General features: G+C 67.7%; 17 protein-coding genes and 1 pseudogene. 6 read left to right on the top strand and 12 right to left on the bottom strand.

Annotated features, from left to right (window positions below; translation table 11 throughout):
* Positions 1-45: 45 nt before the first annotated feature.
* The 6 genes from Q9G87_RS11370 to Q9G87_RS11345 form a co-directional block, all read right to left on the bottom strand.
* Positions 46-1,317 carry a cytochrome P450 gene (locus Q9G87_RS11370; RefSeq protein WP_305916231.1) on the bottom strand — a complete coding sequence of 424 codons (1,272 nt, stop codon included), beginning with the start codon at positions 1,315-1,317 and terminating at the stop codon, positions 46-48.
* A 140-nt stretch (positions 1,318-1,457) separates the two neighbouring features.
* Positions 1,458-2,201: an alpha/beta hydrolase family protein gene (locus Q9G87_RS11365; protein ID WP_305916230.1), complete on the bottom strand. Its 744-nt coding sequence runs from the start codon at positions 2,199-2,201 to the stop codon at positions 1,458-1,460.
* Between the two features lie 97 nt (positions 2,202-2,298).
* Complete coding sequence (locus tag Q9G87_RS11360) at positions 2,299-3,126, bottom strand: carbohydrate ABC transporter permease (RefSeq protein WP_305916229.1); 828 nt, start codon at positions 3,124-3,126, stop codon at positions 2,299-2,301.
* Positions 3,123-4,046, bottom strand: a complete 924-nt coding sequence (locus Q9G87_RS11355) for a carbohydrate ABC transporter permease (protein ID WP_305916228.1) — start codon at positions 4,044-4,046, stop codon at positions 3,123-3,125. The genes Q9G87_RS11360 and Q9G87_RS11355 overlap by 4 nt, the downstream gene beginning before the upstream one ends.
* Positions 4,043-5,344, bottom strand: a complete 1,302-nt coding sequence (locus Q9G87_RS11350) for an ABC transporter substrate-binding protein (protein WP_305916227.1) — start codon at positions 5,342-5,344, stop codon at positions 4,043-4,045. Before Q9G87_RS11350 ends, Q9G87_RS11355 begins: the two co-directional genes overlap by 4 nt.
* Before the next feature lie 318 nt (positions 5,345-5,662).
* The gene (locus tag Q9G87_RS11345) at positions 5,663-6,685 is read right to left on the bottom strand and encodes a zinc-dependent alcohol dehydrogenase family protein (protein ID WP_305916226.1); all 1,023 of its coding nucleotides are present in this window, start codon (positions 6,683-6,685) and stop codon (positions 5,663-5,665) included.
* Positions 6,686-6,831: 146 nt separating this feature from the next.
* On the opposite strand from Q9G87_RS11345, the gene Q9G87_RS11340 reads away from it, so the two are divergent.
* Complete coding sequence (locus tag Q9G87_RS11340; RefSeq protein ID WP_305916225.1) at positions 6,832-7,728, top strand: helix-turn-helix domain-containing protein; 897 nt, start codon at positions 6,832-6,834, stop codon at positions 7,726-7,728.
* 146 nt (positions 7,729-7,874) lie between these two features.
* Here the strand turns inward: Q9G87_RS11340 and Q9G87_RS11335 are convergent, their stop codons facing one another.
* The gene (locus Q9G87_RS11335; protein ID WP_305916224.1) at positions 7,875-8,927 is read right to left on the bottom strand and encodes a LacI family DNA-binding transcriptional regulator; all 1,053 of its coding nucleotides are present in this window, start codon (positions 8,925-8,927) and stop codon (positions 7,875-7,877) included.
* Between the two features lie 612 nt (positions 8,928-9,539).
* Here Q9G87_RS11335 and Q9G87_RS11330 point away from each other — a divergent pair.
* Positions 9,540-12,737 (top strand): alpha-L-rhamnosidase, encoded by a 3,198-nt coding sequence (locus Q9G87_RS11330; RefSeq protein WP_305916223.1) that lies wholly within the window; start codon positions 9,540-9,542, stop codon positions 12,735-12,737.
* Positions 12,738-12,884: 147 nt separating this feature from the next.
* Here Q9G87_RS11330 and Q9G87_RS11325 read toward each other — a convergent pair whose 3' ends face one another.
* Positions 12,885-13,772 carry an amidohydrolase family protein gene (locus Q9G87_RS11325; RefSeq protein WP_305916222.1) on the bottom strand — a complete coding sequence of 296 codons (888 nt, stop codon included), beginning with the start codon at positions 13,770-13,772 and terminating at the stop codon, positions 12,885-12,887.
* A 219-nt stretch (positions 13,773-13,991) separates the two neighbouring features.
* Between Q9G87_RS11325 and Q9G87_RS11320 the strand changes: the two genes are divergently transcribed.
* From Q9G87_RS11320 to Q9G87_RS11305, 4 genes are all read left to right on the top strand, one after another.
* A complete protein-coding gene (locus tag Q9G87_RS11320; protein ID WP_305916221.1) occupies positions 13,992-14,498 on the top strand; it encodes a MarR family winged helix-turn-helix transcriptional regulator in 507 nt (168 codons plus the stop codon).
* A gap of 163 nt (positions 14,499-14,661) precedes the next feature.
* Complete coding sequence (locus Q9G87_RS11315; RefSeq protein ID WP_305916220.1) at positions 14,662-15,420, top strand: IclR family transcriptional regulator; 759 nt, start codon at positions 14,662-14,664, stop codon at positions 15,418-15,420.
* A gap of 157 nt (positions 15,421-15,577) precedes the next feature.
* Entirely contained in the window at positions 15,578-16,531 is a 954-nt protein-coding gene (locus Q9G87_RS11310) for a PDR/VanB family oxidoreductase (protein ID WP_305916219.1), read from the top strand.
* Between the two features lie 27 nt (positions 16,532-16,558).
* Entirely contained in the window at positions 16,559-17,764 is a 1,206-nt protein-coding gene (locus tag Q9G87_RS11305; protein WP_305916218.1) for a cytochrome P450, read from the top strand.
* A 445-nt stretch (positions 17,765-18,209) separates the two neighbouring features.
* On the opposite strand, the pseudogene Q9G87_RS11300 reads toward Q9G87_RS11305, so the two are convergent.
* The 4 genes and pseudogenes from Q9G87_RS11300 to Q9G87_RS11285 form a co-directional block, all read right to left on the bottom strand.
* Positions 18,210-19,597: pseudogene (locus Q9G87_RS11300) on the bottom strand (NAD(P)/FAD-dependent oxidoreductase).
* A gap of 171 nt (positions 19,598-19,768) precedes the next feature.
* Positions 19,769-21,466 (bottom strand): CocE/NonD family hydrolase, encoded by a 1,698-nt coding sequence (locus tag Q9G87_RS11295; RefSeq protein WP_305916217.1) that lies wholly within the window; start codon positions 21,464-21,466, stop codon positions 19,769-19,771.
* Positions 21,467-21,481: 15 nt separating this feature from the next.
* Complete coding sequence (locus Q9G87_RS11290) at positions 21,482-23,125, bottom strand: CocE/NonD family hydrolase (RefSeq protein ID WP_305916216.1); 1,644 nt, start codon at positions 23,123-23,125, stop codon at positions 21,482-21,484.
* A 19-nt stretch (positions 23,126-23,144) separates the two neighbouring features.
* Positions 23,145-24,563, bottom strand: a complete 1,419-nt coding sequence (locus tag Q9G87_RS11285; protein ID WP_305916215.1) for an amidase — start codon at positions 24,561-24,563, stop codon at positions 23,145-23,147.
* Positions 24,564-24,681: the final 118 nt, after the last annotated feature.

Here is a 24,681-nt window from a genome sequence, read left to right as displayed (position 1 = left end):
CAAAGGATCATATGTCGGCAGGCAGGCTTCAACAGTCTTCGATGGTCAGAGGATGCGGAGGGGGAGGGCGCGGGGGCCGCGTACCTGGCCGGCCGCCCACGTCACCGCTGCCAGGTCCGCCAGGGCGAAGGCGGGGATGCGCTCCAGCCAGACCCCCAGAGCGACCCGGAGCTCCATGCGGGCCAGGTGGGAGCCCACGCAGCGGTGGACGCCGAGGCCGAAGGCGGCGTGCCGGTTCAGCTCACGGTCGATGAGCACCTCGTCCGCCCGCTCGAACTGGGCAGGGTCGCGGTTGGCGGCGGGGAAGGACAGCAGGATCCAGTCGTCGGCCTTCATGTCCACGCCGTTCCACTGCATATCCTGCTTGACCAGCCGAGCCATGGTGACCGGGGCGTAGGCGCGCAGGAACTCCTCGATCGCGGTCGGCAGCAGTCCCGGCTCGGCCACCAGGCGCTCGCGGTCGGCCGGGGTCTTGGCCAGGTGCCACAGGGACGCCCCGATGGCGCTCCACGTCGTGTCGATGCCGGCGATGAGGAGCAGCATCATCGTGCCCACCACGTGCATGGGGTCCAGCTTCTGCCCATGGAGTTCGGCGTTGATGAGGTACGTCGTCAGATCGTCGCGCGGCCTGGCCACGTGCTCGTGGATCTGCGCGACGAGGTAACCGGCCAATTCGTCCTGGCGTGCGAGCCGTTCCTCGGCCGGCTGGTTGATGCTCTCCAGGACGTTCTCGACGAACTCGCGGAAGCGCGGGCCGTCCTCGGGCGGGAAGCCGAGCATGTCGGCGATCACCCGCACCGGGATGTGCTGGGCGTAGTCACGGGCAGCGTCCACGACCTCCCGCCCCCGCATCGCGTCGATCAACTCGTGGCAGTACGCCCGCGTGGCCTCTTCCTGCTCGGCCACCGCTGCCTTGGTGAACATCGGCAGCAACAATTGCCGGGCATCGCGGTGGAACGGCGGGTCCGAGGTGATGGGCGGGGCGTCGCCTACCGGGGCCAGGTCGAGTGGCGGTTTGTTGTTGCTGACGATGATCGCCCGGGAGGAGAAACGCTCGGTGTCGTACGCGACGGCGGCCACGTCCTTATAGCGCGTCGGCAGCCACACGCCGCCGAACCGCTCGGTGTGCGCGATCGGGCAACGCTGCCGCAGCTCGTCCTGGATCGGATAAGGATCGGCGGCCCAGACGGGATCGACATGGGAGAAGTCGGTCGCCCAGTCCGTAACCGGATCGGTCACGACCTCACTGGCTGTGCCCAGCAACCGGTTCTTCCGTGCCTCTCCCACGCCTTGCCCGAAGCGGTCGTCCACGGTCATCACGCAGCTCCATTTGACGTCGGTCTCCGGGCCCCCTGTGTGATACGTCCAGAGGTCACCACCGGATGTCCCGCGACTCCGTGACGTCAGCCGGAGACGCCACCGCCGGACCGGGCGGGCGTGGCGGTGGCTGATCCGGATCAAGTGCGGACCTCGAGCCTCTCGCGGAAGAACTGCAACGAGGACTGGTGCAGCCGGGTGCGGTGGGGAACGGCGGCCCAGCCGTGGTCGGCGCCTTCGACGACTTCCAGTTCCACGTTGCCGTCGTAGTGTTCGAGGTAGCGGCGAGCGTAGGAGAGCGGCGCGATGTCGTCCTTGTCGCCGTGGACGATGCGCACGGGCCCGGCATACGCACAGGACCGGCCGTAGACGTCGAGCGCGGCGATGTCCTCGACCAGGGCAGGGCTCATCCGGTGGCCATCGGCGTCGAAGTATCCTTTCTCCCCGATCTCAGCGGCGATGTCGCGACCCTTGAGGTAGCCGGAACCCACCTCGAAGGGGGCTACGGCGGCCGGCGACCACAGGCACACGGCGCTGATGCCCGGCTCTTCGGCGGCCACGATGCCCGCGACGACACCGCCCATGCTCATCCCGACCAGGCCGATACGTTCCGGGTCGGCGAAATCGAAGTCGCGGACGGCCCGCATCACCGATCGGGTTTCCGCTATCTCTCCCGTGATAGTGACGTCGAAGAAGTCGCCGTCGCTTTCCCCGTGCCCGGACAGGTCGAACCGGACCGATGCGATACCGCTGCTCTCCAGAAGGCGCGACATCTGGACGAAGGAGCGGTTCTCCATCCGGTTGTTGGAGAACCCGTGGACGAACACCACCGTCGGCAGGCGGGTCGCGACCCCTCCGTCAGGAATGTGCACTGTGGAGCGCAAAATCCGACTGTTGTGCTGAAAGTCGTGGTTTTGGATCACTGTGCCGCCTTTTCAGGTACGCCAGCCGGTCGCCGGTTCGACGTTCAGAGAGGTCATGTCATCCCTTGATGGCGCCGGCGGTCATGCCGGCGACGATCTTGCGATTGAAGAAGACGAAAACCAGCAGCGGGGGGATCGTGATCAGGACGATGTCCATGAACAGCAGGTTCCACTGGGTGCTGTACTGGCTCTGGAAGTTGTAGAGGGTGAGCTGCACGGTGGCGTTCTCGTCGCCCGGGGTGAAGTACAGGGGGTTGACGAAGTCGTTGAACACGGCGACCGACGTGGTGAGAATCACCGTGATGGTGACGGGCCGGAGCAGCGGAAAGATCACGCGGAAGAACAGGGTGAGCCCGGTGCAGCCGTCGATCTGGGCGGCCTCGTCCAACTCACGGGGGACGGCCGCGATGAAGGCGCGGAACAGTAGCACCGCGTACGACAGACCGTAGGCGACCTCGACCAGGATCAGTCCGGGCAGGCTCTTGAACAGGCCGAGCCCCTGCAGCAGCCAGATCGTGGGCACGATCGCAGGCGGGATGATGAGCCCTGACAGCACCAGGAAGTTGGCCAGCGACCCGATCCTCCCGGCCCGGCGCTGCAGCACGAACGCGGCCATGGCCGCGAAGATCACGATCAGCGCGACCGATGCGACGGTGAGGATGGTGGAGTTGACGAAGGCGCGCAGCAGTATGTAGTCGCGTGCCTCGACGACCTCGACGAAGTTCTGCACGATCGGCCAGCCGGCCGGCCAGGCGAAGTCGAGGTCCGCGGACTGCGCCTGATCCTTGACCGCGGTCAGCAGCATGAACGAGAAGGGCACCAGGAAGATCACGGTTGCCAGAATCAGCGCGACCGTCTCGGCGCTGAGCTTCTTGAGCGTTCTCATGCGGCGACCTGCCTCTTGCCGAGGACGTAGTTGAGCGGCACGACGATGGCGGTGACGATGAGGAACAGCAGCACGTTGCCCGCGGTGGAAAGGCCGAAGAAGCCGGCCTGATATTGCTTGTAGATGATCGAGGCGATGGTGTCGCTGGTGAAGCCGGGCCCGCCGCGGGTCATCGTCCAGATCAGGTCGAACGAGCGCAGCCCGCCGATGAAGGACAGGATGATCACGGAATAGGTGGCCGGCCAGCTCAGCGGCAGCGTGACGTGCCGGAAGCGGTGCCAGGCGGTGCCCCCGTCGACCGCGACCGCCTGATAGTAGTCGCGGGGAATCGACATGATGCCCGCGATGTAGATGACGGTGGCCAGGCCCACGCCCTTCCATACGTCCACCAGAGCGACCGACAGCAGCGCGGTGCCGGCGTCGCCGAGCCAGTCCGGGCCGTCGATGCCGGCCAGGGCGAGGGTCTTGTTGACCAGCCCGGTGTCCGGCCGCAGCAACGCGCTGAAGGTGATGCCGACCGCCACCGTGGAGACGAGGACGGGGAAGAACACGACCGAGCGCAGAAACCCGCGCAGCCGCAGCCTGCTGGTGAGCAGCACGCCCAGCAGCAGTCCGAGCACGACCTTCAGGCCACTGGTCACCACGGCGTAGATGATCGTGTTCTGGAAGCCGATGCGCAGGTTCTGCTCGGCGAGGAAGTCGCGGAAGTTCTGCAGGCCGACGAAGGTGCTGTCGAACAACGTCCACCGGGTCAGCGCGAAGTAGAAGGCCATCACGGTCGGGACCAGGAAGATCACCAAGTAGACGACCGCGGCCGGCAGGTACAACGCGTACGGGTAGGCCGACTTGCGTGTGGCCGCCGGACGGGCGTGCGGCGGCGCGCCGGGCCCCGTACGGGGCCCGGCATGCTGCTTGGTCACCACCCCGCGAGCCCCAACTGCTTGGCCTGCTTCTCCACGTCCTTGTCGTACTGGGCGGCCCCCTCGGCGGGCGGTGTCAGCCCGGAGCCGACCGCGACCGTGATCTGTTCCAGCGACGGGCCCTTGATGGGCGACAGGAACTCCAGCGCCGGCGCCGTGGCGCCGTTGTCGATGTAGCCCTGAAGGTCCTTGGCCACCTGGATGGCGTCCTCAGGCAGCTTGGACCCCTTGATGCGATACGGCCCCGACGGCCGCACCGCCGCGCTCACGGCCTCCGTGCCTGCCGGCGAGGCGACGAAGGCGAGGAACTTCTTGGCCGCGTCCAGGTGCTCGGTGGTCTTGGCGATGTAGATGGCGGGGGGCTCCCAGACGGTGGCGCCGCTCTTGGCCGGGTCGGTGCCGGGGACGCCGAAGAAGCCGACGTCAGTGGCCGTCTGCGGGTAGGTGGCCAGAAGCGGCGGCAGCAGCCCGCTGAGCATCGCGTAGTGTGCGCCCTTGCCCTCGACCAGCATCTTCAGGCCCTGATCGAGGGTGGCCGAACCGAAGCCCTTGTTGAGGTAGTCCTTGGCGTGCACATCGGCGAGGTGCTGGAACCCGCCCTGTGCGGCGGGCGTGGTGGCGTACTTCGCCTTGCCCGCCGTGTAGTCCTGGGCGAAGGTCGGTGCTGCCGCCTGGACGTTGTAGTAGTCGGCGAGCACGAAGATCTGCGACGTCCACGTGTCCTTGAACGTGCTGATCACCGGGGTGATCCCGGCCGCCTTGATCTTGTCGTTGTTGGCCATGAACTCGGCCCACGTCTTGGGGATCTCCAGGCCCAGCTGGTCGTAGACCTTGCGGTTGTACAGGATGCCGCCGCCGGTGAGCGTCGTGGCGGGAACGCCGTACACCTTGCCGCCTTGCGTGACCACGGGCAGGTAATCGGTCTGGACGTTGGCGAGGACGGGGTCATTGCTGAGATCGACGAGGGTCTGGGTGGGGTTGAGCGCCTGCAGCAATGAGCCCGAGTTGTACCAGAACACGTCCGTCATCTCGCCGGTGGACAGGCGGGTCTTGACGATGTTGTCGCCTTCGCTGCCGCCAGGCTGATGCTCCATCTCGATCTTGATCGTGGGGTTGGCCTTCATGAACGCGTTCGCCAGCGCCTTGGACGTGTCCACGATCGCCTGGTCGCTGCCCGTCATGAAGGACAGGGTGACGGTGCCGTCAGCAGCGGGCTCCGAACCGGAGCCGCAGGAGGTCAGGGCCGCCATCGCGAGCACGGCCACGGCCGTCGCAAGCGTGCGGTGGGAGGTCTTCACACACCCCTCCAGGGTTATTGAATCGTTTTAAGCGACTCCCCGATGCGGTTAACGTAGGCGTTACGTGGAGGAGTGTCAAGACACACTTTGGGTAACGGTTCCCATCCTTTTCCCAGGCCAGATCGCTGATATCGAGATTTTTTAGGTAACGTTTCTCCAGCGGAGCGACAGAGGAACGGCACGCCGGGGCCGGCACCCTGCTGGCGCGGCGCTCGGCCATGTCCTCGCAGCCTGCGGCGGCCTGATCGAGGGGCAGGACGATACCGGAAACGGTGCACCGGGGAGCAGCCCGTTCGACGCGGCCACGCCTCCGGCGGGTTACGGGCGCAGGAGGACCTTGATGGCGCGGCGTTCGTCCATGGCCTGGTAACCCTCGGCGGCCTGGTCGAGGGGCAGCTCGAGGTCGAAGACCTTGCCAGGGTCGATCTGACGGTTCCAGATCAGGTCGATGAGCTGCGGCAGGTACTGACGGACCGGTGCGGGGCCGCCGTGCAGGTGCACGTGGGAGAAGAACAGCTCCATGCCGGGGAGTTCGACGCCGTGGGCGACGCCGACGTAGCCGACATGCCCGCCGGGCCGGGTCGAGCGGATGGCCTGCATCATCGACTCCTGGGTGCCGACCGCCTCGACGACCGAGTGCGCGCCCAGGCCGCCGGTGAGCTCCTTGATCTTCGCCACACCCTCGTCGCCGCGCTCGGTGACGATGTCGGTCGCGCCGAATTCACGCGCGAGCTTCTGCCGCGGCTCGTGGCGGCTCATCGCGATGATCCGCTCCGCGCCGAGACGTTGGGCGGCCAGCACCGCGAGCAGGCCGACCGCGCCGTCGCCGACCACCGCGACCGTCTTGCCGGGACCGGCCTGCGCGGCTACGGCGCCGAACCAGCCGGTGCCCAGCACGTCCGATGCGGCCAGGAAACTCGGGATCAGGTCGTCGGAGGGGATATCCGGCGTGGCCACGAGCGTGCCGTCGGCGAGCGGGACGCGCAGCAACCCCGCCTGGGCGCCGAGCGAGCCGATGGGCTCCCGATGGACGCAGGAGGACTGGTAGCCGGCTTGGCAAATCTCGCACGTGTTGTCCGAGGCGAAGAACGACCCGATCACGAACTGGCCGGGCTTGATCGTCTTCACCGCGCTGCCGACCTCCTCGACGATGCCGACGTATTCGTGGCCCATCGGGGACGGCCCGTCCATGGCCTGGATCCCGCGATACGGCCACAGGTCCGACCCGCAGACACAGGTCGCGGAGATGCGGATGATCGCATCGGACGGCACGATGATCTCTGGGTCCTTGCGCTCTTCCACCCGCACGTCACCGGGGGCGTGCATCACGGCACCACGCATGATGGTTCTCCTTGCTAGATGAGATCTGGTTGATGGCTGTACACAACGACCCAGGAAACACCAACCACCCTTGACCAGGGAGTTCTTGATAAAAGGTGTACTGGCAGGGCACCCCTCCCGCTCAAAGGGCCGCCTAGCCTAAGAGAATGGACAACCGCAGCGAGATCCGTGAGTTCCTGACCTCACGCCGCGCCAAGATCAGCCCGCAGCAGGCCGGGCTTCCGTCCTACGGCATCCGCCGGGTGCCGGGCCTGCGCCGCGCCGAGGTCGCCCAACTGGCCGGGGTCAGCGTGGAGTACTACTCCCGCCTCGAACGCGGCGACCTGTCCGGGGTCTCCGACAACGTCCTCGACGCCCTGGCCCGCGCGCTGCGGCTCAACGACGAAGAACGCACGCACCTGGAGCACCTGGCCCGCGCCGCCGGACCCGCCCCGCGCCGCCGGCACCACCCCGCTCCCTGCACCGTGCGGCCCAACGTGCAGCGGCTCCTGGACGCCATGACCGGCGCGCCCGCGTTCGTCCTGAACGGCCGCTGCGACCTTCTGGCCACCAACGCCCTCGGCCGCGCCCTGTTCGCTCCCGTGATCGACTCCGCACATGGCGCCACCCCCAACTTCGGCCGGTTCACCTTCCTCGACTCCCGATCCCACCTGTTCTGGGGCGACTGGGAACGCGCCGCCGACGAAACCGTCGCCCTCCTGCACGCCCAGGCCGGCCGCGACCCGTACGACAAAGACCTCACCGACCTGGTGGGCGAACTGTCCACCCGCAGCGACGACTTCCGCACCCGCTGGGCCCGCCACGACGTCCGCCAGCACCACCAGGGCGCCAAGCCCCTCCACCACCCCGTCGTCGGCGACCTCCACCTCACCTACGAATCCCTCGAGCTGGCCGCCGACAACCTCCGCCTGGTCGCCTACGGCGCAGAACCCGGCAGCGACTCTGAAGACAAACTCCGCCTCCTGGCCAGCTGGGCCGCCTCCGACAGCAGCGACCTCCAGCCTCACGAAGCCCCGGGCCGCCGGCCGGCAGACCAGCCCTGACCATCCCCCAGCCGCACCATCTCCGGCTATCCGGCACCAGTGACCTGACCCGGCGGCACCAGCCGGCGTCTCAGCGAAGCGCCACGGCTATCGCGACTCCGCGCGCCCCGAATCCCGCCGCTCCAGACGGCGCGCCACCCGTTCGGCTACGGCTTCGGAGCGTCCATCGAACCCCCAGGCGGGGCCGTAGAAGTGCGGGCGACCAGGCTCGGGGTGACCGAGAAGCGCACGGGCGTCATGCGGCCCTCGATGCGTTCCAGCAGGAGCTTGCCGGCGGCGCGGCCCATCTCGGCGCCGTCCTGGTCAACGCTGGTCAGCGCGATGTTCGGCAGAGCGGCCAGGTGGGTGTTGTCGTAACCGGCGACTGAGACGTCCGCCGGGACGGACAGGCCGGCCTCGTGGAGCGCGGCGAGCGCGCCGAGCGCCGCCTGGTCGGCTCCCGCGAAGATCGCCGTCGGGCGAGGGGAACGGCTCAGCAGCTCACGGGCTCCCTCGTAGCCGCCTTTCTCGTGATAGAAGCTGGTGGCGATGGCGATCTCGTCGCCGAACCCGTGCTCGCGCATGACGCGTTCGTAGGTCGCCGACCGGATGTTGTGCAGCAGGTCGGCCGGCCGGGCCTGGCTGTCGTCCTGGTGCGTGATGTGCGCGATCCGGCGGTGTCCCAGCGCGATGAGGTGCTGCACGACGAGTTCGGCGCCCGCTTCGTCGTCATCGAACACCGAGTCGTAGTACGACGACCGCTCGTGCCGTGCCAGCACCACGGTGGGCTTTTCCTTCGCCACCTCTTCCAGCCGCGGCTTCGAAGCGAGCGGGGCGACCATGATGATGCCGTCCACCTGGCGGTCCATGAGGGCGTCGACCGCCCGCCTCTCGACTTTGCGAGTGGCGCCTCCTTGGATCATGAACGCCTGGTAGTCGGTGCTCTCGAGAAACTCGGTGAGGCCGTCGAGAATGTCGGCGAAGAACGGATTTCTGATGTGCGGCAGCACCAGGCCGATCGTGAACGTGCGCCCCCGCATCCCCCGGGCGACGGCCTGTGGCCGATAGCCGAGCTCCTCGATGGCCGTCTTGACCCGGTCTTTCATGGCCGGGCTCACGCCGTAGGCGTTGCGGATCACCTTGGACACCGCTGTGACGGAGACCTGAGCATGGCTCGCCACATCGGCGATCGTCACTCGTCGTCGACCAGGCGCGGCCATGAAACTCCATTTCCCGAGACGTGTACCGATTCTACGAGCTCAGGGCATCGCTCAGCTTGGACGCCCCGAGAAAACGTTTTAAGACCCTACGCCTACAAGCCGGCCCGACCTACCCTTGGCCGCGCCCTAGCCATGTTCCTGTTCGCCGTAGTCAAGACCCTGATCGGGACGGGTAACGTTACCCGTTAAAGTTGTGCGGCATCTCTTATACATCGGCCAATGCCGAGAACCGTTGCTCGAATTGCCTCTTGACGCCGGACTGGGTTACGCCTACGTTAACGACAACGACGCGATCTTAAATCGATTTACCTCCCCGCGGAGGCGTATGGTGCGAGCCTTCCGTCACCCCCATCGCCCTGAACTGGTCGTTCCCCGCGGCCCACCCGACCGCGCAGGGTTGAGCCCGCCGCCCGATGTCGCGCATTCTCCGGAACGGCGGCGGCTGCAGCGTTCACCCTCCCGCCGACTCATTCGGCGGCCCGAGCGCCACCCTCGCGCCCGCCATGGCATGGGCGCGACCCCAGCCACAAGCAGGCGAAGCAGCACCGGCCGGTGCGGAATGGCCGGCCGGGAAGGGAGTGACCTGTGTCGAAATCACGTCGTCGGATACGCATGCTCGCGGGACTGGGGGTTTCCTTAGCCCTCGCGCTCTCGCAGCCCTTCGGCGCTCCACCAGCCGTCGCCGCCGGCGCGGTATCGCCCGTCCAGGTCGTCGACCTCAACGTTGACGGCCGGTACGACGAATCTCTCGGCATCGACAACCTCACCCCCTCACTCGGGTGGCGGATGCAAGAGACACGACAAGCCGCCGCTCACCCGTGCCACCGGCCGCTCTCGCGGGCGGCGTGTCCCGGCGACGCGCAGACCGCGTACCAGGTCCAGGCCGCGACAAGCGAAGAGAACCTCAAGCGCGGCCGGCTGATCTGGGACTCCGGCAAGGTGAACTCCGCCGTCCAGTCCGGCGTCCGCTATGCCGGCCAAGCGTTGGGTTCACGTCAGAAGATCATCTGGCATGTCCGCGTCTGGGACGCCGACAAGAAGCCGTCGGACTGGAGCAAGCCCTCCTCATGGGAGATGGGCCTGCTGCAGCAGAGCGATTGGGGCGCGGCGCGCTGGATCGAGTTCCCAGGCCGCACCGAAACGCAGCCCATGCCGATCTTCGCCCGTCAGTTCGGCGTCGACCGCGGCAAGCGCGTCGCCGGCGCCCGTCTCTACCTCTCCGGCGTGGGCCTGCACCTGCCGACCTTGAACGGTCGCAAGCTCAGCGACGAAGTCCTCGCGCCCGGCTATTCCAACTACCAGCTCTCCAGTGAGTACCGCACCTATGACATCACCGACGACCTGCGCGCCGGGGCCAACACCCTCGGTGTACGGCTCGGCAACGGCCCTGCCTACGTGCGGCGCAGCGTCACCAACCCGGCCGTGGGCCGCACGGCGCCGTACTCATGGTGGCAGAGCCAGCTGAAAGGCAGCGGCATCCTGGCCGCCGGCGCCGAGGCCGGCGCCACGACCGTGAAGCTCGACAATGTCGCCAACTACCACATCGGCGGCACCATCAACATCGACACCGGCAACGGCGGCGACAACCTCGAATCCCGCACCATCACCGCGATCGGCACCGCAGGCGTTGACGGAACAGGGATCACCTTCACGCCGGGGCTGTCCAAGGCGCACTCCGCCGGCGCGACGGTGACCGGCTCGGGCAACAACATCGCCGCCAGCGACCCGAGCGCCGGCGCCGCGGTCACTCCCCGCGTGATCGCGCGGCTGGAGATCGCCTACAGCAACGGCTCGACGGACGTCATCGTCTCCGACCGCAGCTGGCGCTCCGCCCTCGGCGCCCTCGTCACCGACGCCTGGTACTCCGGCTCCGACTATGACGCACGGCGCGAGCAAGTCGGCTGGGACCTGCCGGGCTCCGACCTGTCAGCCACCGCCAAGCGGCGCGACGGCTCGGACATGTCGTGGGTGGACGCGGGAATAGCGCCGCCCCCGAATCTTGCCACCAAACTCGTGGCCCGAACGGCCGAGCCGGTCAAGGCCGTCGAAACGTTCACGCCGGTCTCGATGACCAACCCGACCCCGGGCACCTGGGTGTTCGGCCTCGGCCAGAACATCAGCGGATGGCCACAGCTGAACCTCAAGGGCACCGTGCCCAGCGGAGTCACCATCCGGATGGCCCCCGCCGAGTCACTCGCCTCCGACGGAACCGTCGACCAGGCCTCTCTCATGGGAGGAGGCGGCAACCGGGGGCGCGACCTGTTCAACACCTACACCACGGCCGGTCTCCCCGGCGGAGAAACCTGGCACCCGGACTTCACCTACTTCGGCATGCAATGGATCCAGGTCACCGGCCTGCCGGAGGGCTACACCCCCACGAAGGACCTGATCAAGGGGGTCCGGCTGCAGGTCGCCACCCCCGTGGCGGGTGAGGTCACCACGTCCAACGCACGCGTCAACCGCATCCACAAGATGGCCCGCTACTCCTTCGCGTCGAACATGATGTCGGTCTTCACCGACTGCCCCGGCCGGGAGAAGCTGTCGTACCCGGCCGACTACACGATGCCGATGGGAGCCATCCATCGCAATTACGAGCTCGCCGCGTACCTGCGGACCACGATGCGGCACCTCGTCGAGGGACAGTCGATCGCCGACACCCCGATGCGCGGAAACGTGGCGCTGAAGACACCGGTCTACGACTGGGGCTACAGCGGACGCTTCGGCGACGAGATCAACTGGGGCAACGCCATTATCCTGGTCCCGGCGATGCTCTACGAGCTCTACGGCGACACCGACACGATGACGCGGTACTACGACCAGATGGTCGACTTCGCCGACTACATCCAGCGCCAGAAGGCAGGGACGGGCGAGAACGCGCACATCGTCGACGCCGCCCTCGCCGACTGGGTCGCGGCCGACCAGACCTCTGGCCTGATCACCGGCACCTGGGGCTACTACATCATGATCACGAAGCTGGCCACGATGGCCGAGCTGACCGGGCACACCGACGACGCCGCCCGCTACCAGACACTCGCCGGTGACATCAAGAACGCCTTCAACGCCCACTTCTACAACCAGGAGCTGCGCCGCTACACCAGCACGGGCAACGCCGGGACCGCCGGCGCGACCCAGACGGCTCAGGCGCTCGCGCTGGATGCCGGGCTCGTCCCCGACAGCGAACGCCAGGCTGTCCTCGACACGCTCGTCGAGCTTGTCTACGCCTTCCACCCCAACGGCGAGGGCCCGCACTTCAGTGGCGGCACCATCGGCATGGCCCCGACGGTCCGGGCCCTTGCCGACGGCGGCAGGGACGACGTCCTGTGGGACCTGCTGCAGGCCGACGACCAGCCGAGTTACGGGTTCTTCATGCAGCCCACCACCGCCAATCCCGGCGGCATGACGACGATCGGTGAGCAGTGGAACCGCGGAGCCTCCAAGAACCACATGATCCTCGCGCAGATCGAGGAGTGGTTCCACACCGGGCTGGCGGGCATCCGCGAGGCCGATGACTCCACCGCCTACCGGCGCCTGGTCATCCAGCCCAAGCCGGTCGGCGACCTCACCTCCGTGAAGGGCGGCTATGAGACGCCGCACGGTAGCGTGCGGTCCGCATGGACCAAGGGCGACCGCTGGTTCAAGCTGACGGTCGAGGTGCCCGCGAACACCGCCGCCGAAGTCTGGGTGCCGGCGAAGGACCAACGCCTCGTCACAGCGCCGCACCGGGCGACGTTCCTCCGGATGGACGGAGACCACGCCGTCTACGGGGTCGCCTCCGGCTCGTTCACGTTCGTGGCGGCAATGACGAGCTGATCCCCTGAGCCCGGTCTCCGCCCGTCCGAACAGGGCGGAGACCGGGAACTCGACGCCCCAGGCGCGACCGACCCATCTAAATGCTTGATTCCAAGCCGCTTGATCGGGCCAGTGGTCTGCTCGCGGCAGCCCCCGCCTGGGTCGCGGTCATGGGATGCACTTCTGGTTCAGCCCGAGCGCCTTCACGGCGTTGTGCTTGAGGATCTTGGGGCGGACGTGGTCCTTGATCTCGAGTGTGGCGAAGTCGGCAAGCCAGCGATCCGGCGTGATAAGCGGGTAATCCGAGCCGAACAACACCTTGTCCTGCAGGAGGGAGTTGGCGTACCGCACCAGCTGCGGGGGGAAGTACTTCGGCGACCAGCCGGAGAGGTCGATGTAGACCTTGGGCTTGTGCGTGGCCACTGCCAGGGCCTCGTCCTGCCACGGGAACGACGGGTGAGCCATGATGATCGTCAGGTCCGGGAAGTCGACCGCCACATCGTCGAGCAACATCGGGTTCGACAGCCCGAGCCGGATCCCGCCGCCGCCTGGCAACCCGGCGCCGATCCCGGTCTGGCCGGTGTGGAACAACGCGGGAACGCCGAGTTCCTGCGCCACGTCGAGCAGTGGGTACGCGCTGCGATCGTTGGGCGCGAAACCCTGGATCGAGGGATGGAACTTGATGCCCCGCATCCCCCGTTCCTCGACCAATTTCCGGAATCGCCGCGCCCCCGCGTGTCCCTTGGCCGGATCGATACTGGCGAAGGGGATGAGCGCGTCGGTGTGCTGGGCGGCCGCGTCCGCGATCTCCTCATTGGACAGTGCCGCATGCCCGGTTGCGGACTCGATGTCCACGGTGAACACCACGGCGGCCATCCGGCGCTCGCGGTAGTAGTCGGCGATCTCGGTCAGGCTCGGTGCGCGCCGGTCGGCGGCGAAGTATTTCGACGATGCCTCGACGAAGTCATCAGGCAGGGACAACTGGCCGTGGCCGTCGACCTCGACGTGGGCGTGGACGTCGATGGCCGTCAGCGTGTCGATGTCGAGGGCCTTCACGATCGCACCTGGCCGGTCCCGGCGGCGGATGGCCCGGGAAGCTTCTTGCCGACGCTCCACACGCTTCGCGCTTCACTGGCGCATCCACCGCTCCCCGTGACGACAGCGGCCTTTCCGCTCAGGTCCATCGAACAAGGCCTCCTTTCTGCGGTGCCAACGCGTAGATTGTCATGCGCAATCATTGTGAATGTCAATGATTGATGGTTTCCATTAAGATGAGTGGAGAACGGGGTAGGCGTTTCAGCCGGGGAGGGCACCATCAGCCAGGAACAAGCCGTCGCACCGCAGCTCGCGGCCGGTGACTACCTGCCGCCCTCGCTCGCGGCGGGTGCCGGCTATCTGCTGGCCCGTGCGGGCGGGCGGGCGATCAGCGACTTCAATCGGGCGCTGCAGGCCCACGGCATGCGCAGTCGGCACTACACCGTTCTCGTCGTGGCCGTGGAGGACGGCAACCGATCACAACGAGAGATGGGCGTGTTGCTGGGCATCGATCCCAGTGCGATCGTCGCCATCGTCGACGACCTCGCGCGGGAGGGCCTGGTTCGTCGTGAGCCCCACCGTGATGACCGGCGCAGCCGCCGTATCGTGGCCACGCCGGCCGGCCGGGCACGTCTGACCGAGATTCACACGGTGGCGACCGCGATCAATGAAGGTCTGCTGCGCAATCTTGACGATGCCGAACGGCGCGTCTTCCTGGATCTCTTGGTCCGGGTCGCGCACGGGTGACCGCAAGGGCCCGAGACAAAGCAGTGCATCGATGTGGAAGGCCGCGATCTTGGTCCATTGGTCATCTGTCTCGTGGACCGGGTGGGGCGAAGGGGACGATCGTCTCATGGAGAGCCTTGCCGCCGGGGCAAGCGGGATGGGAACCCCCGGAAGGGAGAAACGGTTGGCGCGAACACCTACCGGCGAGTCCGTGCTGTCCCGGGTGGTGAGCATCTTCGAGGCCTTCGACCCGGATACTCCGGCCCTGCGTGTCACCGAGATCGCGCGCCGTTCCGGACTGCACATCGCGACGGCTTCGCGGATGGTGAAGATCCTGGTGTCCTACGGCTGGCTCAGCCGGGACGCCGACGGCAAGGTCCGCATCGGGGTCCGGCTGTGGGAACTGGCATCCAGGGCATCTCCGACCTTGAGCCTGCGCGAAGCTGCGATGCCGTTTCTCGAGGACCTGCACGCCGTGGTGGGGCATCACGCCCAGCTCGGGGTGGTCGAGGGCGAGGAGGTGCTGTTCGTCGAGCGGTTGTCGGCGCCGGGAGCGGTCATCAACATCACTCGTATCGCCGGGCGCCTGCCGCTGCACGCCTCGTCCTCGGGCCTGATCCTGCTGGCGCACGCGTCGTCGGAGTTCCAGGAGAAGATCATCCACCGCCCGTTGCGGACGTACACCAGGAACACGATTGTCGATCCGAGACGTCTGCGCGTGTTCCTGGCCGGGGTGCGCAAGAGCGGGTACGCGTTCTGCCCCGGATTCATCGACGAACACGCCACCGGCATCGCGGTGCCGGTTCGGGGAGGCGACGACCAGGTGATCGCGGCTCTGTCGGTGATCGTGCCGAATGACGCCAACGCCCGTATGCAGCTCCCCGCGCTGCAGTCCGCGGCGCGGGGAGTCGCGCGGGCCATGCGGAGCGGCCCCCGTATCTGAGCATCGAGAAGGCATCACGGTTCTTTTCGTGACATGTGGCCGGGTGACGGCGAGCCGCAGAGGACGTGATGTTCTCTCTCAATCGTTGAGAAGCCCGTAGTCGGCGCCGCTTCGATCGGCCCATCCTCGGAAGTCCGGAGACACACGAGGAGCATGGATGATGGTGCCGGGCACACAACTCGATTTGGTGGTGTCGGCCAAGGAGGAGATGGCCGACGGAGTCGTCGCCGTGACGCTCCAGCACCCCAAAGGCGGGAGGCTTCCCGATTGGGCGCCGGGCGCGCATGTCGACGTGCTGCTGCCGAACGGCCTGACCCGCCAGTACTCGCTCTGCGGTGACCGGTGGGACCCCGGCACCTACCGGATCGGGGTGCTCCACGAGCCCGAAAGCCGTGGCGGCTCCGCTTACATCCACCGGCACCTCCAGATCGGCGATCGGGTCGCGATCGGCGGCCCGCGGAACAACTTCCGGCTCGTGCCGTCCGAGCACTACCTGTTCATCGCGGGCGGCATCGGCATCACGCCACTGCTGCCCATGGTGCATCAGGCTGAAGTGCTCGGTGTCGGCTGGCGGCTGTTCTACGGCGGCCGCTCACGCGCCACGATGGCGTTCCTGGACGAACTGGGCGGATACGGCGACAGGGTGACCGTCGTACCCGAGGACGAGCAGGGCCTGCTCGACCTGCCCGCGTGGCTGCCGACGGAGGGCTCAGCCACGAAGGTCTACTGCTGCGGGCCCGAAGGACTCTTGAAGGCGGTGGAACGACACAGCGCGCACTACCCCGCGGGACAGGTGCGCACAGAGCGGTTCGTGCCCAAGGAGCAGCACGCGCCCGCGCGGAGGACGCCCTTCCAGGTCGAGCTCAGCCGCTCGGGCCACACTCTGGACGTGCGACCGGGGCAGTCGGTGCTGGATGTGATCACCGATGCCGGCGTGCATGTGCTCACCTCGTGCAGAAAGGGCGTCTGCGGCACCTGCGAGACCGGAGTGCTGGCTGGTGAGCCCGAGCACCGCGACTCTCTTCTCGACGACGATGAGCGCGCCGCGGGCGACTGCATGTTCGTCTGCGTGTCGAGCTCATGCTCAGACCGGCTCGTCCTGGACCTGTGACCAGTTCTCCCGAAGGAGTCCCACCCCATGGCTGTATCCACGCTGGCGCAAGACCTTCCGACGTCGGACGTCGACCCGTTCTCCCATGAAGTGCTCGAAAACCCGATCGCGTTCCAGGTCGCGCTTCGCGATGTCGGTCCGGTCGTGCACCTGACGCGGTACGACGTCTATGCGATGGGTCGTTACGAGGACGTGCACGCCGCCTTGATCAACTGGCAGGCGTTCCAATCCGGTGCCGGTGTCGGGCTGTCCAACTTCCGCTACGAAGAGCCCTGGCGGCCTCCCAGCCTGCTCCTGGAGGCCGACCCGCCTCGGCACGACGCGCCGAGGGCGGTGCTGTCGAAGATCCTCGGCCCCCGCGCACTGCGCAAACTACGCACAGCGTGGTTCTCAGACGCGGAAGAACTGGTCGAGGACGTCGTCCGGGAGAGGCAGTTCGACGCGGCCGAACGCCTCGCCATGGCGTTCCCCTTGCGGGTCTTCCCCGACGCGGTCGGCATCCCCCGGGAGGGCAGGGAAAACCTGCTGCCGTACGGCGACCACCTGTTCAACGCCTTCGGCCCGCCCAACGACCTCGTCGAGAAGGGAAACCGCCGCGTCGCCGACCTGTCGGCCTGGGTCAACGCCCAGTGCGCGCGGGATGTGCTCGCCGACCACGGATTCGGCGCACAGATCTGGGCGGCGGCCGACCGCGGTGACATCACTCCCGAACAGGCACCTTTGGTGGTACGCAGCCTGCTTTCAGCGGGCGTCGACACGACAGTGCACGGCCTCGCAGCGGTGCTGTACGCGTTCGCCACCCATCCCGAACAGTGGCAGCGGCTACGGGAAGAGCCGTATCTCGCGCGGGTCGCGTTCGACGAAGCGGTTCGCTGGGAGTCCCCGGTCCAGACCTTCTTCCGGACGGCGACCACCGACATAGAGGTCGGGGGCGCGGCCATACCGGATGGCAAGAAGATCCTCATGTTCCTGGGCTCGGCGAACCGGGACCCCAGGAAGTGGACCGATCCGGATGCCTTCGACCTCGCCCGCGATCCCTCGGGTCACGTCGGATTCGGCATGGGGCTGCACCAATGCGTCGGCCAGCACGTGGCCCGACTGGAGGCGGAGGCGCTGTTGACGGCGCTCGCCCGGCGGGTGAAGCGGATCGAGATCGCCGGTCCGGCGAGACGGCATCACAACAACACGCTCCGCGCCTGGGAATCACTCCCGGTACAGGTCGAACTGACCTGACCACAGCACATTCCGAGGAAGGCCGTGTCCACTGCCCCGAAACGGCCGCGCCGTGTCGCACACCTCGGCGTGCTCACCCGGGAGTTCAGCTTCCGCAGCCCGGGCCGGCCCGTGCCCGCCGAGGGGGCGCGGGTGGAGCTGACGGCAACGGGCGGGAGGTGTGGACCTCTGGGGCCGGTGCGTCAGCCCCTCGCCGAAGCTCGATAGAGCTGACGTCCTCCAACGTCACCGTGCCCGAGCCCACGAGCACCAGGAACGCCTCGCCCACCTCGACGTCGACGTCGGTGCCGGGGTCCGCCTCCCAGATGCCGAATAACTGTGTGGCGGCGATGCTTCCGAGTGACCGGTGAGCGGTCTGCAGGGCGGCGGAGGCCCTGCCGGGCGCGGCCGCCTAAGCCAGCAGGGTCCGCGCAGATGAAGCGCCGTGAACCCGCCGTGGCCCCGGTCATGAGGCGAACCCGAGGCCGAGACGGTCCAGGACACGCAGCCAGAGGTTCCTCCTGCCTGTGCGGTCCTCACGCGCGAGGGACCATCGGGTGGTCTGGATGCCTATCCACGTCAACGGCTCGGGCGGGAAGGGCAAGGGCCGCTTCCGCACCATTTCCAGACGCGTTCGTTCGGTCTGCTGGCCCGAGAGCAGGTCGAGCATGACGTCGGCGGCGAATCGGGACGCTCCCACACCGAGGCCGGTGAAACCTGCCGCGTAGGCGACACGGCGGCCGCGGGTGAGGCCGAAGAACGCGGAGAAGCGGCTGCAGGTGTCGATCACCCCGGCCCACCGATGGGTGAACCGGATGCCCGCGAGCTGCGGGAACGTCTCGAAGAAATGGAGCGCGAGCTTTCCGTAGGTCTGGTCCCGGTCCTCGTGCTCGGCTCTGATCGATCGGCCGTAGTGGTAAATCGCGTCGTAGCCACCCCAGAGGATCCGGTCATCCGGGGTGCGCCGGTAGTAGTGGAACTGGTTGCCGCTGTCGAAGATGCCGAACGGCTGGTCCCAGCCGATGGAGCGCAGATGCTCTGGAGAGAGCGGTTCGGTGGCCAGGACGTAGTCGTACACTGGGACGATCGCCGCCCGCATCCAGCGGAGCAGCGGGGTGTGGGCGTTGGTCGCCACGATCACCTGGCGGCGTTGATCCTGCCTCGCTCCGTGTGGAGGATGATCCGGTCTCCCTGTCCTTCCATGCGAACCACGCGGGTGTTCTCCGCGATGCGGACGCCGAGTGCCTCGGCGGCGTCGGCCAGTCCCCACGCCAGCCGCGCGGGATCCACGACCGCGGCTTCGTCCGGTAGCAGTCGCCCGGCGAGGTAGGTCGGCGAGTTCACCAAACCCCGCACCGCGTCGCGATTGAGGAAGCCGGGTGAATCCGGCCCGAACTTCGTGGCCTCGTGTCGGCGAGTGGCCACGGCGAGCGTGCCCGAGCGGATGAAACCGCAGTCGATTCCGTACCTCCCGATGGTCTGCTCGATCTCGTCGAGGTTGCGCAGACCGAGTTCGTGTAGTTCGTCGTATTCGTCGGGCCAGCGCCGCCGTCCGTTCTCCTCGCCGTGGGTAAGGCTCGCGTCGCAGAAGCCGCCATTGCGACCGGTGGCGTGCTCGGCGATGCGGTCACCCTCGACCAGCAGGATGTCGCGGCCAGGATCGCGCTCCACGGCCCGTAGGGCGCTCCACAACCCGGTGAATCCTCCGCCGACGACGGCCAGATCCACGGACACGTCGCCGTCGGCCGGTGGCCGGGGCGCCGGGCGATCGAGGGCGGCCAGCCACAGTGGAGTGTGTTCGGCTCCGCGCAGTGCCGCGACAGCGGCGGCTTGTTGATCGGTCTTGGTACTCATGTGTGCTCCAAGAGGTGAGCCGTGTCTCGGCGGCCGATGCGGTGGGTTCCCGCGGGCGCGACCGCACGCCGACTGTGGCGCGCGGAAGGCGTGATATGAAACAGTCGTTACATAAAACGAGCGGAGGTCGGCCTTGCCCGTCCTGTGCTCGATGCCGTCGTGGACGGCGGACTACTCGCCGACCTGAAGCCGGTTTTCTGGTGCGCCGTCCATTACCGTGAGGCTGAGGCGAGCCGGTGTGGCAAGGCAAGAGTGCAACACCTGGGTGGACGCGCGGCGGTCGGCGGCGGTCCATGGGTTGCGGGCGTCCCCAGTGCTGGGGACGTACTCCGGGTAGTCGCTGCTCGCGATGTGCAGGCGTACCTTGTGGCCGCGCCTGATCCGCAGGCCGACGTGACCCATTTCGATGCGGACCTCGGCGTCAGGCGACGGGTTGGTGAGGGTTCCCTGGCCGCGGACGATCAGGGTCGCCCGGCCGTCAGGGGCGACGTCGAGGAGCTTGGCGAAGACATCGGCCCGCTCGGCGGTGGAGTCCACCGCCACCCACAGATCGACGGGTCCGGCGAGATCGATCTCCTCCTCCACCGCCGGCAGGTCGAAGCGCAGCACGTCCGGCCTCTCGCCCGCCGCAGCCTCATCGGAGCAGTCACGCAACTGGGACCAGGAGCTGAGAGTGCTGGAGGGGACGAGGTTCGAGGGGTCGTACCGCCAGGTGGCCTGCTGGTCGCCGGCCGGTGCGGTGAGGGTGAGAACCCCGCCCTCCCCCTCGGCGGCCCGATCGAGGCCGTCGAGGTACAGCATCACCTTTCGGGCGTTCTCCGGAGGCCAGGTTCCCGCGGTGCGGTAGCCGACATGGCCCTGGTGCCACTGGACGCGGGGAAACCGCTCCGCGTCGGCGCTCTCGCGGACGAAGGCGTCGAAGAAGTCGATGGCGGGCTCGACATAGCGGTCCAGGAGGAGCTCCATGGCCTTCGGATCCATCGTCGCGTGGTCATGTTCGGGCCGTACCGGGACGTAGTCCAGATGGTAGTTCTCGTGATCGATCGAGTCGGCGAACAGGTACTGCAGCGGACCCCAGTTCGGATCGGCGAGGAACTCGGCATAGGACCGCATAGAGGCGATGGCGAGGTTGTCGTACCAGCCGACGGTGTGCAGGACGGGAATAGGGCGGGCGCGGAGCGGGTGGCCGGACGGGAAGACCGGGGCCCGCAGCGGTCCGTGGATGAACTGGTCGAACCATGGCGAACGAGCTCCCAGGTCCCGGAAGACGGCTTCGAACGCCGCGGTGAGGGGACGCACCCGGTAGTCGACAGTCTGCTCGTTGAGCCCGCGGTCAACCCAGCACTGCTGGAGGTAGACGCCGAAGGTCAACCACGGAGGGTCGATGACGGTGGACTCGGGCTGCTGCGGAAAGCGGTCGAAGGCGTGCGTGGTGACCCGGGGCACGATCGCCCGGAGGGCGGGATGGGACGTGCTCGCCGCGGCCCACTGGGTGAATCCGAAGTAGGAGTCGCCGAACATGCCCACCCGTCCGTCCGACCAGGGCTGGGCGACGATCCAGTCGAGTGTGTCGAAGCCGTCGGCGGCTTCGCTGAGCAGCCCGAAGGTCTCGCCCTCGGAGTCGAACTTGCCCCGGACGTCCTGGACGACGCAGGCGTAGCCGCGAGCCGTCAGGCGCGCCGCGATCTGGTCCGCGAAACAGTACTCGCTGGTCTTCCCGTACGGGAGTCTTATCAAGATCGCGGGCAGGGCGCTCTCGGGTGAGCGTGGAAGATAGACGTCTGTGGCAAGGCGGATTCCGTCCCGCATCGGCACCATGTCAGTCCGCACCTCTTCGGGCACCGGGCGGATGGTCCCGGTCCAGTTCACGATGATGTGCTCCGTTCAGTTGGTGGGCGAGTCGCCGGACGGGTCGAGCGCCCACAGGCTCAGCACGGCGGACTCGCCGGTGCCGATGGTCTGGCGCGACGCTGCGGGCGCGACGGCTTCGAAGGGGTCGCCGCCGTCGCCCGGGGCCAGGACGTAATCAGGGAAGTCGCTGCTCATGAGTTGCAACGCCAGGCGGTGGCCACGGCGCAGCCGGTAGCCGACGTGGAGGAGATCGACTGCGGTGAGGCCGTTACCGGGTACGACGACCTGGGTCTGCCCCTTGGCGATGAGGAAGGCGCGGCCCTCGACGTCGATGTCCAGGAGGCGTGCGTGCAGGTGGGTGAACTGGACACTGGACTCGAAAGGCACCCGGACCGAGACCGGTCCGGCATAGACCTGGTCGTGTTCGGCAGCAGGGCCCCTGAACTGCACGACGTCGACGCGTCGCCCCACGTCGCCGATGTCGTGCCAGTCGCCGAGGATCGCGAAGGGGTCCCGGCCGATCGAGGGCACCGGATCCGCCGGGTCGTGATTCCAGCTGATCCTCGTGCTCGTGGCGGGCCGCTCGAGGGTGAGCACGCGCTCGCCTTCGTGTCCGGTCATGAACATCCGCACCTCGTGCGCGTCCTTCGGCGGCCAGACCTCGGCGGTGCGGACATCCCCATGGCAGACCTCGTAGTGAACTCTGGGGATCGGCGGTCCGGGCAGGCCGCGGACGACGCGGTCGAAGAAGTCCAGGGTGGGGCCGAGAACCCTGGCGATCGCATCTTCGCCGATGGACGCGTCCTGGGCGGGGGCATCGTCCAGCCGGCTGTTTTCGTGGTCGATCGGCTCCATGCGCAGGTGGAGCTGCTGCGACCAGGCAGGGCTCTCCGCGAGCGCCCTGATGTCGTGCCAGGACCAGGACGCGCAGTTGTCGAACCAGCCGACAGTGAAGAGGATGGGCACCGTCCACTCCTGGCGGAGCAGCCGTTCCAGGGGCGCGGGAACGTGGCAGCTCTCAGGTTCGAACTCGGCGTCGAACCCTGCCGAACGTTTGCCGAGCTCGGCGAAGAACTCCTCGAAGCCGTCCCGCAGCGGCCGGCGCGACCAGTCGGGCTCCCACTCGTAGGTGTCGTGGTCGATGTAGATCGAGGCCAGGTAGGCCCGCCGCGCGGTCTGCTCGACGTCGCGGGTGCCGTCCGGATTCGGCAGGACCATGGACAGCTGGGTGCCGGTGAGCCGGGGTGCGATGGCCTTCAGCGCGGGATGACCGCTCATCGCCGCGGCCAGCGACGTGTAGCCGTAGTAGGAGTCGCCGCACATGGCCACGTTGCCGTCGGACCACGGCTGCGACACGATCCACTCGATCGTGTCCCAGCCGTCGTCCACCTCGTGACGTCCGAACTCCGTCGCACCTTCGGAGCGGAACTTGCCGCGGACGTCCTGAATCACCGCCGCGTATCCGCGTCGCGTCATGAGCCGGGCGAATTGCGGCATGAAGCAGTAGGCGCCGTCCTTGTCGTAGGGGAGCCGTATGAGGATCGCCGGGTGCGGGCCGGGCACGTCGGAGGGTAGGTAGACGTCCGTGGCCAGCGCGACGCCGTCACGGACGACGACCTTGTGCTCGGTGGCGTCGTCGGGCACGGGCGCCGCCGTGATGCGAAGGTAGGGGATCATGATGTTCCTTGCCTCGTGGTCAGGGCAGCTCGGGTCTGCGATCGTGCCAGGGTGAGAGCCGTTCCAGAGCCGCCGCCACCTCGATGACGGCAGCGTCCGCGTGGGGCCCGCCGATGATCTGCAGACCGACGGGCAGTCCGTCGGAGGTGAAGCCGCAGGGGATCGAGACCGCGGGCAGGCCCGCGTGGCTGGGCAGTTCGGTGAGCCGGTGGAAGAAGAGAGCGGGGTAGCGCACCCGTTCGCCGTCGACGATCTCTGCACCGCCGGGAGCGTTGTGGGGGAACGGCGGCGTGGGCGTGGTGGCGGTGACGATGAAGTCGTATTCCTGCAGGACGCGGTCGAAGCCGTCGTAGATTTGCGTCTTGGTCTGGCGCAGGGATCGACTCACATCGGCGGCCGAGAGAGTGCGTCCGAACTCGGCGATCTCCTTCATGGCCGGCCATGCCTCGGTCCCGGGCGGAAAGATCATATGGAGGTGGTCGGAGAACTCCGGAGACCAGTACGTGAGGAAGTTGTCGATCGCGTCCGGCAGGTCCATGGAGACGGTGTCGACCACTGCCCCACCTGCGGCCGACAGCCGGCTCATCGCCGCGTCGACGACGCCGCGCGTCTCCGGGTCCACCGGCCCCTGGTCCAGGCCGATGCTGTAGGCGAAGCGCAGCCCGGCGAGGTCGACGCCGCGCAGCGCCGCCTCCACGTAGTTCTCACCGGTCGCCGGAAGTGAGAACCGGTCCTGGTGATGCGGGCCGACCGTCGCGTCCAGCAGCATCGCCGTGTCGATCACGCGCCGGGTAAGGGGCCCATCGGTGGAGTCACCGTCCTGGGACCCGCGAGAGGGGATGCGGCCGCTCGACACCTTGAAGCCCACGACGCCGCAACTCGCGGCCGGCACCCGAATCGAGCCGCCGCCGTCCGAACCCCAGGCGAGGGGGGCGATCCCCGCCGCCACCGCCGCGGCCGCGCCCCCGCTGGAGCCGCCGGCCGTGTGCGCCGGGTTCCAGGGGGTGCCGGTGCTGCCGGTCAGGTAACTGTCGGTCACGCCGAGCATGCCGAACTCGGGGGTGGTGGTCTTCCCGATGAGGATGGCGCCGGCTGCTTTGAGCCTCGCCCAGGAGATCGCGTCGGTGTCCGGTACGTGGTCCGTGAACCGCACGCAGCCGTAGGTGGTGCGGACACCCGCAGTGTCGATGAGGTCCTTCACTGTGATCGGCAGGCCGTGCAACGGGGGAAGATCGCCGCCCCGAAAGACTGCGGCCTCGGCCTGCTTCGCCTGTTCCCTGGCGGACTCGGCGGTCACGGTGACGAAGGCGTTGATCGCGTGGTTGACCTCCTCCAGGCGCGCGAGGACCGCGTCGACCACTTCGACGGGCGACACCTCTTTGCGACGGATCAGGTCGCTCAATTCGTACGCGCCCATCCAGATCAGCTCAGCGACCATGGGCATACCTCACTCACGATGGGGGTCCTCGATGTCCAGAAGGGGCCAGGATATGGAACAAGCTTTATAAAACCGGCCGCCCGGCCCCTCGTCAAGAGGTGGACAGTCCGCCAACGGC

The organism is Nonomuraea turcica, from assembly GCF_030718205.1.
Classification (GTDB): domain Bacteria; phylum Actinomycetota; class Actinomycetes; order Streptosporangiales; family Streptosporangiaceae; genus Nonomuraea.
The sequence above is the reverse complement of the archived record's forward strand: the minus strand, read 5'-3'. Positions and strand labels throughout refer to the sequence as shown.

Coding starts and splice junctions, on each gene's coding strand:
- Q9G87_RS11370 (WP_305916231.1), bottom strand. CDS start 1,317: ATGACCGTGGACGACCGCTTCGGGCAAGGCGTGGGAGAGGCACGGAAG.
- Q9G87_RS11360 (WP_305916229.1), bottom strand. CDS start 3,126: ATGAGAACGCTCAAGAAGCTCAGCGCCGAGACGGTCGCGCTGATTCTG.
- Q9G87_RS11345 (WP_305916226.1), bottom strand. CDS start 6,685: ATGCGTGGTGCCGTGATGCACGCCCCCGGTGACGTGCGGGTGGAAGAG.
- Q9G87_RS11340 (WP_305916225.1), top strand. CDS start 6,832: ATGGACAACCGCAGCGAGATCCGTGAGTTCCTGACCTCACGCCGCGCC.
- Q9G87_RS11335 (WP_305916224.1), bottom strand. CDS start 8,927: ATGGCCGCGCCTGGTCGACGACGAGTGACGATCGCCGATGTGGCGAGC.
- Q9G87_RS11330 (WP_305916223.1), top strand. CDS start 9,540: ATGCTCGCGGGACTGGGGGTTTCCTTAGCCCTCGCGCTCTCGCAGCCC.
- Q9G87_RS11310 (WP_305916219.1), top strand. CDS start 15,578: ATGATGGTGCCGGGCACACAACTCGATTTGGTGGTGTCGGCCAAGGAG.
- Q9G87_RS11305 (WP_305916218.1), top strand. CDS start 16,559: ATGGCTGTATCCACGCTGGCGCAAGACCTTCCGACGTCGGACGTCGAC.
- Q9G87_RS11290 (WP_305916216.1), bottom strand. CDS start 23,125: ATGATCCCCTACCTTCGCATCACGGCGGCGCCCGTGCCCGACGACGCC.
- Q9G87_RS11285 (WP_305916215.1), bottom strand. CDS start 24,563: ATGGTCGCTGAGCTGATCTGGATGGGCGCGTACGAATTGAGCGACCTG.